Source organism: Nonomuraea cypriaca (assembly GCF_015645445.1).
Lineage (GTDB): Bacteria > Actinomycetota > Actinomycetes > Streptosporangiales > Streptosporangiaceae > Nonomuraea > Nonomuraea cypriaca.
Genome location: NZ_JADOGI010000061.1, coordinates 1 through 12767 on the forward strand (window position 1 = coordinate 1; position 12767 = coordinate 12767).

A 12767-nucleotide genomic window follows, 5' to 3' on the forward strand; every position below is an offset into this window, starting at 1 on the left:
GCCGTGGGGCGAGCCGCCGGCCGGGTTCGCCGTCAAGGTGCTGGCCCGGGGCAGTGGGCGGGCCGCGCGGGCGGGTCAGCTCGTGGTCGTCCAGTACACGGCCGCCGTCTGGAACGACCGCCGCGTCTTCGAGACCACCTGGCCGCGCCCGAAGGCGTTCACCATGGGCGACGGGAGCGTGGTCAAAGCCTGGGACGCCGCGCTGGCGGGCGTGCCGGCGGGCAGCCGCGTCCTGATGATCGTCCCGCCCCCCCACGGGTACGGCGCCGCCGGCCACCCCACGCACGGCATCAGGGGCGGCGACACGCTCGTCTACGTCGTGGACCTCATCGCTGCCTATCTGACCGGGAGGGCATGCGGCTTTCGTAGACTCCGGCTGTGAGTAGCGAAGACCTCGATGCGCTGGCCCTGCTGCACGACCCCGTCCGCCGCAGCCTGTACGCCGTCGTCACGGCCCGCGGCGGCGACGTCGGCAGGGGGGAGGCGGCCGAGGCGGCGGGCGTGTCCAGGACGCTGGCTGGGCACCACCTCGACAAGCTCGTCGAGGCCGGGCTGCTGGAGAGCGGTTTCAGGCCGCAGGAGAAGAAGGGCCCGGGCAGCGGGCGGCCGGCCAAGGTCTACCGCAGGGCCGTGCGCGAGCGGTCGGTGAGCCTGCCGCCGCGCGACTACGCCACGCTCGCCTCCGTCCTGGCCGGCGTGGTCGACCTGCTCGGCGCCGAGGAGCAGGCCGAGGTGGCGGCGCGTGACGCGGGCGCCCGCCTGGCCGGGCGCCACTCCGGCGAGCGGGCCGAGCACGTGCTGGGCGGGCGCGGCTACGAGCCGTACGCGGAGGGCGGGACGCTGCGGCTGCGCAACTGCCCGTTCCACGTGCTGGCCGTGGAGCAGCCGCTGCTGGTGTGCTCCATGAACCTGGCCCTGTGCCAGGGGCTGCTCGAAGGGCTGGGCGACGACCCGGCCAGGGCCGCGCTGGATCCGCGGCCGGGGGAGTGCTGCGTCACTCTAAAACAAACAAGCATTGACATAGAAGACGCCTGATGGTGTGCTGAGCGTCATGCATCTCGCCCAGCTCAACGTCGCCCACATGCGCGCCCCCGTCGACAGCCCCGAACTCGCCGAGTTCGTCGCCCTCCTGGAGCCCGTCAACGCCGTCGCCGACGCGGCGCCCGGGTTCGTGTGGCGGCTCAAGGAGAGCGAGACCGACCCCGCCGCCACGGTGATCCACGACTACGGCGACCACCTGCTGATCAACTTCTCGGTGTGGGAGTCGCTGGACACGCTCTGGAACTACGCCTACCGCAGCGTCCACCTGGGCGTGCTGCGCAGGCGCAGGGAGTGGTTCCTGCGCATGGCGGAGCCGTACATGGTGATGTGGTGGATCCCCGAAGGGTACATCCCGTCGCTGGCCGAGGGCATGGCGCGGCTGGACCGCCTGCGGGCGGAGGGGCCGGGGCCGCAGGCGTTCACGTTCAAGGACTCCTACGACAGCAGCGAGGCCGCCAGCCTGCCCGCCGCCGCCGAGGTCAGGAAGTAGGCGAGGTCCTCCTCCAGGCCGCGGCCCATCGTCGACAGCCGCACCGGCGAGCGCCGGAGCGCCTCGTGCAGGCCGTCGAGCGGGACCGGCACCAGGCGATGCCGTACGGCCAGCAGCTCCGCCTGGTCCCTGACCCGCTCGCCGAACTCGCCGGGCAGCTCGGGCACCGGCACGTCGGCGGGTGACAGCGCGACCCGGCCGTAGGCGGTCAGCGAGTGGTGCGAGACGCCGTAGTGGCGCTCGCGCCGGTCGCCCTCGCTGACCCGCAGCGCCGCCACAGGCCGGCCCAGCAGCACCCCGGCCGCGTTGACCGCCTCGCCCGCCGACACGCCGGAGAAGCCCCATCGGGTGCCCGTGCCCAGGTTGCCCGGCCCCTGCGTGACGACCGCCACGTCGGCCCCCAGCACGTGCCTGGCCGCCAGCAGCCCGGTGTGGGTGGTCGCCACCTCCACGTCACCGCCGAACGACTGCCCGGCCGTCACCACCCCCGCCAGCCATCCGATCTCGCGCAGCCGCGCCGCCGCCATCGAGAACCACGCCGGCAGCGCCCCGCCGTCCAGCATCACGTACGCCACCCGCACGCCAGGCGCGCGATCGTAGAGCCCGCACAGGATCGGCGGCAGCGCGGAGTGCAGATCCGCCACGATCACCGGCATGCCGTCCAGCGAGTCCGCCTCGCGCAATTCCCCGTGATGCGGGGAATCCTGCTCGTCCGCGCCGAGCACCGTGGCCTGCAACGGCGTGTACCTGGCCTTCACCAGGTGCCCGGGACCCACGGGATCTTCCGGCAAACGGTTCGGGACGGCCACCACCATGGCGTAACCTCCCGTACCGAGACCCATCGCGAGCGCGGTCGTGTTGAGCAGCACCTCGTCACCAGGTTCCGGGCGGCCCACCAACGGCGGATACGCCAGCGCCCGGCACTCCCCCTCGGGGACGGTGACGTCCAGCTCCACCGCTCCCGGCCACTCGCGTCGGATCCGGACAACCTCGCCCTTGCGCCATCTGATCACGGGGGCAGGTTAGCGTCGATGAAGGAGGAGTGAGGGCAGATGTCGCGCCGGAAGACAGAACGGTTGCTCAATCTGGTGATCTGCCTGCTCGCCACGCGGCGCCCGTTGTCGGCCGAGCAGATCCGCCAGGCCGTGCCCGGCTACGATCGCGACGGCGACGAGGCGTTCCAGCGGATGTTCGAGCGGGACAAGAACGAGTTGCGCGAGATCGGCATCCCCATCGACGTGGTGCGCGATCCCTGGGAGGACGAGCCGGGCTACCGGATCGAGCGGGAGTCGTACGAGCTGCCCGAGATCACCCTGGAGGCCGACGAGGCGGCCGTGCTGGGCCTGGCCGCCCAGGTGTGGCAGCGCGCCAGCCTGGCCGAGGCCGCCTCCGGGGCGCTGCTGAAGCTGCGCGCCGGCGGCGTGGCCACCGACCAGCCGGTCGGCACCGGCGCGCTCGAGTTGCGCGTCGACACCCGCGACGCGGCCTTCCCGGCCCTGTGGGACGCCGTGCGCGACCGGCGGGTGGTGCGCTTCGACTACCGCGGCGCCGGCAGCGAGAGCGTGCGCAGCCGCACCGTGGAGCCGTGGGGCGTGGTCAGCCGCCGCGGCCGGTGGTACCTCGCCGGGTTCGACCGGGGGCGCGACGCGCCGCGGGCCTTCCGCCTCAGCCGCATCACCGGGCACGTCACCGCCGTCGGCAAGGCCGGCGCGGTCGAGGTGCCCGAGGGGGTCGACCTGCGCGCCATGGTCGGCTTCCCCGACGAGACGGTGGAGGAACGGGTCGCCGTCGTCCGCGTACGCCACGGAGCGTGCGAGGGGGTTCGGCAGCTCGCCAGGGCCGTCCACCCGGGCACCGACGGGTGGGACGAGGCCGAGCTGGTCTTCTCCGACCCAGAACGGCTCGCGGGCTGGATGGCCAGCCTCGGCGCCGACGTCGAGGTCGTCGAGCCACCGGACGCGCGCGAGGCGGTCATCCGCCGGCTGAAGGGGGTCATGGCATGACAGGGGGAGTGCTTTCATGAGCGGGTCAGCGGATCGGCTGCCGAGGCTGCTGGCGCTGGTGCCGTACCTGATGTCCCATCCGGGGGCGCAGGTCGGCGAGGTGGCGGCGGTGTTCGGGCTGAGCGAGAAGCAGCTCATCGACGACCTGCAGCTCGTGTGGATGTGCGGGCTGCCCGGCCACACCCCTGGCGACCTCATCGACGTGTCCTGGGACGGCGGCGAGATCCTCATCGACAACGCCGACACCATCGCCAGGCCGCTGCGGCTGGGCATCGACGAGGCCAGCGCGCTGCTGGTGGCGCTGCGCATGCTGGCCGCCACCCCCGATCTGGCCCTGCCTGTCAACGACGGGCCTGTCAACGACGGGCCTGTCAACGACGGGCCTGTCAACGACGGGCCTGTCAACGACGGGCCTGTCAACGACGGGCCTGTCAACGACGGGCCTGTCAGCGGGGGGCCGGTCGGCGAGGGGCACGCCGTCGAGGTGCACGGTGACGCGCTGGCGCGCGTGACGGCCAAGCTGGAGCGGGCGGCGGGGGAGGGCGCCGCCACCGTCAGCAGCCAGGTCGCCGTCGACGTGGAGGCCGCGCCCGACGCGCTGCCGCGGGTTCGCGAAGGGCTGACGCGGGGGCGCCGGCTGTCGCTGCGCTACTACGTGCCCGGGCGTGACGAGGTGACGCCGCGCGAGGTCGACCCCATGCGGGTCGTGGTCGTCGACGGGCGGGCGTACCTGGAGGGGTGGTGCTACCGCGCCGAGGCCATGCGGCTGTTCAGGCTCGACCGCGTGCTGGGCGTGGACGTGCTCGACGTGGCCGCCGACCCGCCAGAGGAGGCCGAGCCGATCGACGTCACGCGGGGCGTCTTCCGGCCCTCGCCGACCGACGAACTGGTCGAGCTGGAGGTCAGCGCGGCCGGGCGGTGGGTGGCCGAGTACTACCCGTGCGAGCGGGTCACCGAGCTCGGCGAGGGCCGGCTGCGGGTGGCGCTGCGGGCCCGCGACGAGGACTGGATACTCAAGCTGGCGCTGCGGCTGGGCGACACCGGGCGGGTCGTCTCGCCGCCCGAGATGGCCGGCAAGGTCAGGCGGGAAGCCGGGCGAGCCCTGAGCGTGTACTCCGAGGAGCGTCCACGGGGCTGACATGGACCGGCGAGGGGTGGGGGCCGACTGATCGGCCCGGTCACCCGTCAGGGGGTCGTCGTCGGTTTCACCGGCACCATGTCACGTGAGCAGGCTCACGACACGCTGCGGTGCGGCACAGAAACCGTCAAGCACCGGCAGGCGGCCGGCAGGTCGGAGCGCGGTGCCTGACGTGGGCGGCGACGGGAAGGGCCCGCTCGGCGGCGGGCGCGTCCGGGGCGGACGCACGGTCGGCTATGGTCACCTTCCATGGCGGTAAACCTGTTGGCAGTCGGGCTCGGCGTCGCCGGGCTGATCGTTCTCGGCGTCGCGGGCGCCCGGGTCGTCATCGCGGCCAGGATGCTGAACAGCCAAATCGCCCGAGTTCACCGGCAATTCAAGGACAAAGAGGACCTCAGGGGATGAGGCAGAGCCCCTGGCAGCGTACGATCGTGGCTAAGGACAGCATGTCGCTCACCATGAAGGACGTCACATGAACTTGGGAGCTCCGGAGATCATCCTGATCTTGGTGGCCTTGGTCCTCCTTTTCGGTGCCAAGAAGTTGCCGGATCTCGCCCGTGGCGTCGGACGGTCCTTGCGCATCTTCAAGGCGGAGACCAGCAAGATGGCCGCCGATGACGACGACGACAAGCCGACCGTCGTGCAGGCCCAGCCCGAGCAGGCCCCGCCGCAGCAGGCCCCGACGCCGCAGCAGATCGCGGCCACGCCCGCGCCGGCTTTGTCCGCCGAGGAGCAGGCCCGTCAGCTCGAGGAGCAGGCCGCCAGGCTGCGCGCCGGCGCCGCCTCCCAGGCCGACAAGCGCGTCTGACCCCCCGCCCCCTCGTCACCTGGACTGGTAGATGGCGCTGCTGAAACGGTCGGGCCCCAAACCGGATGCCGACCCAGAAGGCCGGATGCCGCTCATGGAGCACCTGCGTGAGCTGCGCAACCGGGTGCTCGTCGCGCTCGCCGCCGTGGTGGTGGGCCTCATCATCGGCTGGATCGTCTCCGGTCCGGTGTGGGAGGTGCTCAAGGAGCCCTACTGCTCGACCGGGGCGTCGCGGCAGCTCACCGGGGAGTGCAGCCTCACCTTCACCGGGATCTTCTCGTCGTTCTTCATCACGTTGAAGGTCTCGCTGATGGTCGGCTTGGTGGTCTCGTCGCCCGCCTGGCTCTACCAGATCTGGGCGTTCGTCACCCCGGCCCTCTACCGCACCGAGAAGCGCTACACGATGGCGTTCCTGGGGCTGGCCATCCCGCTGTTCGCGCTGGGCGCGGCGCTGGCGTACTTCATCATGGACACCAGCCTGGCGTTCCTGCTGAGCTTCTCGCTCGAGGGCACGGTCGCGACCATCGCGATCGACGACTATCTCGACTACGTCCTGATCATGGTGCTGATCTTCGGGGTGTCGTTCGAGCTGCCGTTGCTCCTGGTGTTCCTCAACATCATCGGTGTGCTGCCACGGGAAACGGTCTCCAAGCACCGCCGGCTGATCATTTTCCTGATGTTCGTGTTCGGCGCCGTGGTCACGCCCGGCGGGGAGCCGATCGCCATGATGGCGCTGGCCGCGCCGATGATCATCCTGTTCCTGGCGGCTGAGCTGATCATGTATCTGCGGGAGAAGAGGCAACCCCAGAGCGAGTTCGGCGACCTGTCCGACGACGAGGCCTCGCCGCTGGAGGAACCACCTCTGGAAGAGGATTCCGATACCACCCGATAGGCGATAAGTTCCGGGCGTGTCCCCACAACTCGCCCTGCTCGTCAACCCCGCCGCCCGCGGCGGCCGTACGCTGCGCATGCTCGAGCCCGTGGCGCGGCGGCTGCGCGCGGGAGGGGCCGAGCTGTCGATGATCGTCGGCGACGACGCCACCGACGCCCTCGAACGTGCCTGCACCGCCGTGGCCGAACGTCCCGACGCGCTCGTGGCCTTCGGCGGCGACGGCCTGGTCCACCTGGCCGTGCAGGCCGTGGCCGGCACCGGCGTGCCGCTCGGCATCATCCCCGCCGGGACCGGCAACGACATCGCGGCCGCGCTGGGCGTGCCGTGCGCGGACCCCCTCGCGGCGGCCCGCGCCGTGCTGCGCATGAAGTCGCGGCTCGTCGACGCGGCCCGCATCGTGGCCGGGCCCGCGGACGAGCTGTTCGCCGGGGTGGTGTGCTGCGGGTTCGACTCGCGGGTCAACGAACGGGCCAACGAACGGGCCAACCGGCGTACCTGGCCGCCCGGCATGGCCCGCTACCTGGTGGCCACGGCGCAGGAGTTACGCTCCTTCCGGCCCATCCCGTTCCGGGTGACCTTCGACGGGGGCGAGGTGCTGGAGCGGGAGGTCATGCTGGTGGCCGTGGCCAACACCCGCTCCTACGGCGCGGGCATGCGGGTCTGCCCCGGCGCACTCCCCGACGACGGGCTGCTGGACGTGGTGGTGCTGGACGCCGTGTCCAAGGCCGAGTTCGTCCGGGTCTTCCCCCGCGTGTACCGGGGGTCGCACGTGACGCATCCCGCCGTGTCGGTGCGGCGGGTGCGCAGCGTGCGGCTGGAGGCGGCCGGCGTCGTCGCCTACGCCGACGGTGAACGCATCGGGCCGGCGCCGGTCGAGTGCGAGGTCCGGCCGGGGGCGTTACGGGTCATCGTCTGAAATCTACAATGTAAAGGCGTCGGCCTGTCGTCGCACTCCACCCCGCCTGGCGGGCGTCCGGAGGCGGCGGGGCGGCGCCCGGACGCCCGGTGGGCGCGGGAGGCGGGGGCCGGATGAGCGGGACGGACCGGAATGGTGATTTCGGTAGGCTGACAGGTATGACAACGCCAGCGGAACGCTACGCGGCCTTCCGTCAGAAGCACGGGGACGACGGGGCCGCTCTCAGGTCGTTCCGAGGTCATTACGACTTCGCGCTGGACGACTTCCAACTCGACGCCTGCCGGGCCCTGGAGGCCGGGGACGGCGTCCTGGTGGCGGCGCCCACGGGGTCGGGCAAGACGGTCGTCGGCGAGTTCGCCGTCCACCTGGCCCTGGAGCAGGGCCGCAAGTGCTTCTACACCACCCCCATCAAGGCGCTGTCCAACCAGAAGTACAACGACCTGGTCAAGCGCTACGGCACCGCCAAGGTCGGCCTGCTGACCGGCGACAACAGCGTCAACGGCGAGGCCCCCATCGTGGTCATGACCACCGAGGTGCTGCGCAACATGCTCTACGCCGGCTCGGCGACGCTGGCCGGGCTGGGGTTCGCGGTCATGGACGAGGTGCACTACCTGGCCGACCGGTTCCGGGGCGCGGTCTGGGAAGAGGTGATCATCCACCTGCCGGAGTCGGTCCGGCTGGTGGCGTTGTCGGCGACGGTGAGCAACGCCGAGGAGTTCGGCGAGTGGCTGGGCGAGGTGCGCGGCGACACCACGGTGATCGTCGACGAGCACCGGCCGGTGCCGCTGTGGCAGCACATGATGGTCGGCAACCGCATCTACGACATGTTCATGGCCGACGACCTGACGCCGCGCATCAACCCCACGCTGATGCGGGTGACCCGCGACGCCGAGCGGCTGACGGCGGGGCGGGGCCGGCGCGGCTACGGCAGGCCGCAGCGTTCCCGCCCGCCGGACCGGGTGCAGGTGATCGAGAAGCTGGACGCCGAAGGACTGCTGCCGGCGATCACGTTCATCTTCTCCCGCGCCGGGTGCGCCGCCGCCGTCCAGCAGTGCCTGTACGCCGGCATCCGGCTCACCACGGACCGCGAGCGGCACGAGATCAGGCAACTGGTCGACGAGCGCACCGCGCACCTGCCGGACGAGGACCTGGCGGTGCTGGGTTACCTGGAGTGGCGCGACTGCCTGGAGCGGGGGCTGGCGGCCCACCACGCGGGCATGCTGCCGGCGTTCAAGGAGGTCGTGGAGGAGCTGTTCACCCGCGGGCTGGTCAAGGCGGTCTTCGCCACCGAGACGCTGGCGCTCGGCATCAACATGCCGGCCCGCAGCGTGGTGATCGAGAAGCTGGACAAGTGGAACGGCGAGACCCACGCCGACCTCACGCCCGGCGAGTACACCCAGCTGACCGGGCGGGCCGGGCGGCGCGGCATCGACATCGAGGGTCACGCCGTGGTGCTGTGGCAGGTCGGCATGGACCCGCTGTCGGTGGCGGGCCTGGCAGGCACCCGTACATACCCGCTGCGATCCAGTTTCCAGCCGTCCTACAACATGGCGGTCAACCTGGTCGGCCAGTTCGGCAGGGAGCGGGCGCGGACGCTGCTGGAGGAGTCGTTCGCGCAGTTCCAGGCGGACCGGGCGGTCGTGGGGCTGGCCAAGCAGCTGCGCAAGCACGAGGAGGCCCTGGAGGGCTACCAGGAGGCGATGACCTGCCACCTGGGCGACTTCCCCGAATACGCCGCGCTGCGGCGGCGCCTGTCCGACCGCGAGGCCGAGCTGTCCAGGCAGCGGGGCGCCGCCCGGCGGGCCGCGGCGGCGCGGTCGCTGGAGGCGCTGCAGCCCGGCGACGTCATCCGGGTGCCCGGCGGCCGCCGGGCGGGCCTGGCGATCGTGCTCGACCCCGGCCGCAACTCCCGCGGCCACGGCCCCACCCCGCTGGTGCTGACGATCGGCAAGCAGATCAAGAAGCTCGACCCGGCCGACTTCCCGGTCCCTGTCGAGCCCCTGGAGAAGCTGCGCATCCCGAAGAACTTCAACGGCCGCTCGCCCAAGGAGCGCGCCAACCTCGTCTCCACGCTGCTCGCCAAGATCGGCGACCGTGACCTGGGCAAGCCGGCCAGGGCGCGCGACCACGCGGTGGAGGACGAGGAGGTCAACGAGCTGCGCCGGCGCATCCGCCAGCACCCGTGCCACGGCTGCGACGAGCGTGAGGACCACGCCCGCTGGGCCGAGCGCTACTACAAGCTGCTGCGCGAGACCGAGGGGCTGCGCCGCCGGGTGGAGGGCCGCTCGCACGTCATCTCGCGTACGTTCGACCGCATCTGCTCGGTGCTGGAGCAGCTCGGCTACCTCGACGGCGAGACGGTCACCGACGAGGGGCGCCGCCTGGGGCGCCTCTACACCGAGCTGGACCTGCTGACCGCCGAGTGCCTGCGCACGGGCCTGTGGGAGGAGCTGGAGCCGGCCGAGCTGGCGGCGTGCGTGTCGGCGCTGGTGTTCGAGTCGCGGGCCGCCGACGACGCCCGCCGCCCCAAGATCCCCGCCGGGCGCGCGCAGGACGCGCTGACGGCGATGACGCGGCTGTGGGGCGAGCTGGAGGGCATCGAGTCCGACCACGGGCTGTCCACCATCAGGGAGCCCGATCTGGGCTTCGCCTGGGCGGCGTTCCGCTGGACCAGGGGGCACAGCCTCGACGCCGTGCTCATGGAGGGGGTCAACGGCAACGAGTTGGCGGCCGGTGACTTCGTACGGTGGATCAAGCAGCTGATGGACCTGCTCGGCCAGCTCGGGATGGCCGCGCCGCAGGACAGCAAGATCAGGCAGACGGCGGGCAAGGCCATGGACGCCATGCGGCGCGGCGTGGTGGCCTACTCCTCGCTCACCTGACCGGCCGCTAGTCGCCCTTGGCGCGCGCGCCGAGCACCGTGACCACCAGGCCCAAAAGGCCGAGGGCGACGCTCGCGGTGGTCAGCGCGCCGCCGTCGAGCCAGATGTGCAGCAGGCCGAAACTGCTGCCGAAGAAGTGGTCGGCGACGAGGGCGCCGAAGCCCTGGATCATGAGGAGTACCCCGAAGAACGCCATGCGACGATCGTCGCAACCCCGGCGGATCATTCCATCGAACCAAAGTATGGGCCGCCTACACCTTTGGCCTCTTCGTTTACAGAGCGTATTCAATTGACTGCGAATTGCGATTGAACGACGCCGCCGGACGGGTCCTGAAAAGTATTCTCGGAACCAGTTCTCAGAAGCATCCGTGGCGCTTCCTTTGCCGTCGCCAGTGGTTTTACTCGTTTACAGCACTTTTAGCGGGCGGCCGAATTCGCCTTTTCTGCGGGGATTCACGGGTCAAGTCTCTTTTAAATCGAAGAATATCTCGTGCTTTATCGGAATTCGGGTGCTAGCGTCCGATTTGTGAATGGTGTCGGCCAACGGGGGAGGAATCATGGCTAGCACGCAGCTCACTCAGATCGGGTTCAAGCAGGGATGGGGCTGTCGCCGGCGCCGCAGGCGGTGCTGGTGCTGCTGCGTTCGCCGTAGGTGGTGGGGGTGCTAGATAAGCCCCGTGAGAGCCGGCGGCCTGGCCGCCGGCTCTCCTTGCCTGTCTCCGGCCGTGAACTCGCGCCGGCGATTTCCATTCGCCGGACATTTCGCGAGTTCTGGCCGGACACACGCGGGCTGCGCCGATTGTTCGCGGCCGGTGTGGTGCTCGCCATCGTGGCCGCGCTGTGCGAGGTCGCCGCGATCCGCCTGTTCGGTCACATCACGGACGAGGTGCTCGCCACCCGGAACCTGACGGCCTTCTGGACTCCCGCGTTCACCTGGCTCGGGCTCGCCGCGGTCGCCGGCGTGGCGTCCTTCGCCGGGTCGTACGTCACCGCCCTCGGCGCGGAACGCTTCCTGCTGGCCCTGCGCGACCGCGTGTTCGACCACCTGCAGACGCTCGCGCCGGACTTCTCGGAGAACCGGCGGCTCGGCGACCTGATGGCGCGGCTCACCGACGACGTCGAGGCCATCGAGGAACTCGTCGGCTCGGGGCTGGTCAAGGCGCTCACGACCGCCGCCAGCGCGGTGTTCTTCGCCTGCGCGGCGTTCTTCGTCCGGTGGGACCTCGCCCTCGTCACGATGGCGCTGATCCCGGCGTTCCTGCTGGTCTCCAAGGCGTTCGCCGGCCGGTTCAGGACCGCGGCGGCGCGGGAGCGGGCCAGCAACGGCGCCATGAACAGCGTCCTGGAGGAGGGGCTGGCCAACCAGCCGCTCGTGCAGGCGTACAACCGGCAGCCGGCCGAGTCGCGGCGCCTGCACGCGGAGGGGTGGACGTGGCTGCGCGCCAACATGTCGCAGGCGTGGCTGTCCGGCCTGTACGGTCCCGCCGTCCAGGTCATCGAGACCGTCTGCCTGATCGTCATCCTGGGGTTCGGCGCTTGGGAGATCGCCGCCGGCCGGCTGACCATCGGCGGGCTGCTGTCCTTCGCCGCGTACCTGGCCATGCTCTACCCGGCCGTCCAGAGCCTGGGGGAGCTGGCCCTGACGGTGTCGGAGGCGGCCGCCGGGTCCGACCGGGTCATCGAGATCCTGGGGTCCAGGCCCGCCGTGACCGACGCACCGGACGCGGTGGCCGCCGTGCGCGGCCCTGGCCGGGTGGAGTTCGACCAGGTCGGCTTCGCCTACCCGAACCGGGCCAGGCCGGTGCTGCGCGACCTGTCCGTCACCGCGGAGCCCGGCGAACTTCTCGTCGTCACCGGGCCCAGCGGGGCGGGCAAGTCCACGCTGGCCAAGCTGCTGCTGCGCTTCTACGACCCGGCCGCGGGGCGCATCCTGCTGGACGGCGCCGACATCCGCGGCCTGACGCGCGAGTCGCTGCGCTCCAACGTCACCGTCCTGCACCAGGAGACGCTCCTGTTCTCCGGATCGGTACGCGACAACATCGCCTACGGCCGGCCGGACGCCTCGCTGGACGAGGTGATCGGGGCGGCGGAGGCGGCCGGGGTGCACGACTTCGTCAAGATGCTGCCCCAGGGGTACGACACCCCGGTGGGGCAGCGGGGCAGGCTCCTGTCCGGCGGGCAGCGGCAGCGGATCGCGATCGCCAGGGCCATCCTGCGCGACGCGCCCGTGCTGGTGCTCGATGAGCCGATGGCCGGCCTCGACGAGGCCACGGCCGCGCAGATCATGAAGCCGCTCGGCCGGCTCATGAGCGGGCGGACGACCATCCTCATCACCCACGACCTGCGGCACGTGCCCGAGGGCGCCCGCACGGTCGAGCTGGAGCCGTTGCGCAGGGAGGAACGCAGCCGGCTCAAGGTCGTCGGCGCGCCGCGGCGATCGTCCCGGCTGGGATGTCCGCCCTGATCGGCGTACCGCGGCGAGCGTCCCGGCAGGGGATGCCTGAGCGGCACCCGCCCCACCCGGGGGCGGGTGCCGCTGTGTGAAGGCGTCCCGAATAGGGGTGTATGTCATGACATGTGATCGCTAGAATCGGAGA

The 12767-nt window shown here is 71.4% G+C and carries 13 protein-coding genes; 11 read left to right on the plus strand and 2 right to left on the minus strand.

What is annotated here, in order from left to right:
- The 3 genes from ITP53_RS21010 to ITP53_RS21020 form a co-directional block, all read left to right on the plus strand.
- Window positions 1-382: FKBP-type peptidyl-prolyl cis-trans isomerase (locus ITP53_RS21010; protein ID WP_195897124.1), on the plus strand; the 382-nt coding region annotated here is incomplete at its 5' end.
- Window positions 379-1035: a helix-turn-helix transcriptional regulator gene (locus tag ITP53_RS21015; RefSeq protein ID WP_195897125.1), complete on the plus strand. Its 657-nt coding sequence runs from the start codon at window positions 379-381 to the stop codon at window positions 1033-1035. The genes ITP53_RS21010 and ITP53_RS21015, both read left to right, overlap by 4 nt.
- Before the next feature lie 16 nt (window positions 1036-1051).
- A complete protein-coding gene (locus ITP53_RS21020) occupies window positions 1052-1531 on the plus strand; it encodes a DUF3291 domain-containing protein (RefSeq protein WP_195897126.1) in 480 nt (159 codons plus the stop codon).
- Here the strand turns inward: ITP53_RS21020 and ITP53_RS21025 are convergent.
- Window positions 1477-2544, minus strand: coding sequence for a DUF3866 family protein (locus tag ITP53_RS21025; protein ID WP_195897127.1), 1068 nt, complete (start codon window positions 2542-2544; stop codon window positions 1477-1479). The two genes, ITP53_RS21020 and ITP53_RS21025, sit on opposite strands and share 55 nt — an antisense overlap.
- Before the next feature lie 39 nt (window positions 2545-2583).
- On the opposite strand from ITP53_RS21025, the gene ITP53_RS21030 reads away from it, so the two are divergent.
- From ITP53_RS21030 to ITP53_RS21065, 7 genes are all read left to right on the plus strand, one after another.
- Entirely contained in the window at window positions 2584-3534 is a 951-nt protein-coding gene (locus ITP53_RS21030) for a helix-turn-helix transcriptional regulator (RefSeq protein WP_195897128.1), read from the plus strand.
- Window positions 3535-3550: 16 nt separating this feature from the next.
- Window positions 3551-4672 carry a helix-turn-helix transcriptional regulator gene (locus ITP53_RS57745; RefSeq protein ID WP_236051034.1) on the plus strand — a complete coding sequence of 374 codons (1122 nt, stop codon included), beginning with the start codon at window positions 3551-3553 and terminating at the stop codon, window positions 4670-4672.
- 249 nt (window positions 4673-4921) lie between these two features.
- Entirely contained in the window at window positions 4922-5077 is a 156-nt protein-coding gene (locus ITP53_RS21045; RefSeq protein ID WP_195897129.1) for a hypothetical protein, read from the plus strand.
- Window positions 5078-5144: 67 nt separating this feature from the next.
- Window positions 5145-5480 carry a Sec-independent protein translocase subunit TatA gene (gene tatA / locus ITP53_RS21050; RefSeq protein WP_195897130.1) on the plus strand — a complete coding sequence of 112 codons (336 nt, stop codon included), beginning with the start codon at window positions 5145-5147 and terminating at the stop codon, window positions 5478-5480.
- 31 nt (window positions 5481-5511) lie between these two features.
- A complete protein-coding gene (gene tatC / locus ITP53_RS21055) occupies window positions 5512-6372 on the plus strand; it encodes a twin-arginine translocase subunit TatC (protein ID WP_195897131.1) in 861 nt (286 codons plus the stop codon).
- Between the two features lie 16 nt (window positions 6373-6388).
- The gene (locus tag ITP53_RS21060) at window positions 6389-7288 is read left to right on the plus strand and encodes a diacylglycerol/lipid kinase family protein (protein ID WP_195897132.1); all 900 of its coding nucleotides are present in this window, start codon (window positions 6389-6391) and stop codon (window positions 7286-7288) included.
- Window positions 7289-7446: 158 nt separating this feature from the next.
- Entirely contained in the window at window positions 7447-10170 is a 2724-nt protein-coding gene (locus ITP53_RS21065; protein ID WP_195897133.1) for a DEAD/DEAH box helicase, read from the plus strand.
- Between the two features lie 7 nt (window positions 10171-10177).
- Here the strand turns inward: ITP53_RS21065 and ITP53_RS21070 are convergent, their stop codons facing one another.
- The gene (locus tag ITP53_RS21070; RefSeq protein WP_195897134.1) at window positions 10178-10366 is read right to left on the minus strand and encodes a hypothetical protein; all 189 of its coding nucleotides are present in this window, start codon (window positions 10364-10366) and stop codon (window positions 10178-10180) included.
- 603 nt (window positions 10367-10969) lie between these two features.
- Between ITP53_RS21070 and ITP53_RS21075 the strand changes: the two genes are divergently transcribed.
- A complete protein-coding gene (locus ITP53_RS21075) occupies window positions 10970-12634 on the plus strand; it encodes an ABC transporter ATP-binding protein (RefSeq protein WP_236051035.1) in 1665 nt (554 codons plus the stop codon).
- Window positions 12635-12767: the final 133 nt, after the last annotated feature.

Bases quoted from the DNA above. Each gene is read 5' to 3' on its own strand.
- ITP53_RS21020 (WP_195897126.1), top strand. From the start codon at position 1,052: ATGCATCTCGCCCAGCTCAACGTCGCCCACATGCGCGCCCCCGTCGAC.
- ITP53_RS21030 (WP_195897128.1), top strand. From the start codon at position 2,584: ATGTCGCGCCGGAAGACAGAACGGTTGCTCAATCTGGTGATCTGCCTG.
- ITP53_RS57745 (WP_236051034.1), top strand. From the start codon at position 3,551: ATGAGCGGGTCAGCGGATCGGCTGCCGAGGCTGCTGGCGCTGGTGCCG.
- ITP53_RS21045 (WP_195897129.1), top strand. From the start codon at position 4,922: ATGGCGGTAAACCTGTTGGCAGTCGGGCTCGGCGTCGCCGGGCTGATC.
- tatA (WP_195897130.1), top strand. From the start codon at position 5,145: ATGAACTTGGGAGCTCCGGAGATCATCCTGATCTTGGTGGCCTTGGTC.
- tatC (WP_195897131.1), top strand. From the start codon at position 5,512: ATGGCGCTGCTGAAACGGTCGGGCCCCAAACCGGATGCCGACCCAGAA.
- ITP53_RS21065 (WP_195897133.1), top strand. From the start codon at position 7,447: ATGACAACGCCAGCGGAACGCTACGCGGCCTTCCGTCAGAAGCACGGG.
- ITP53_RS21070 (WP_195897134.1), bottom strand. From the start codon at position 10,366: ATGGCGTTCTTCGGGGTACTCCTCATGATCCAGGGCTTCGGCGCCCTC.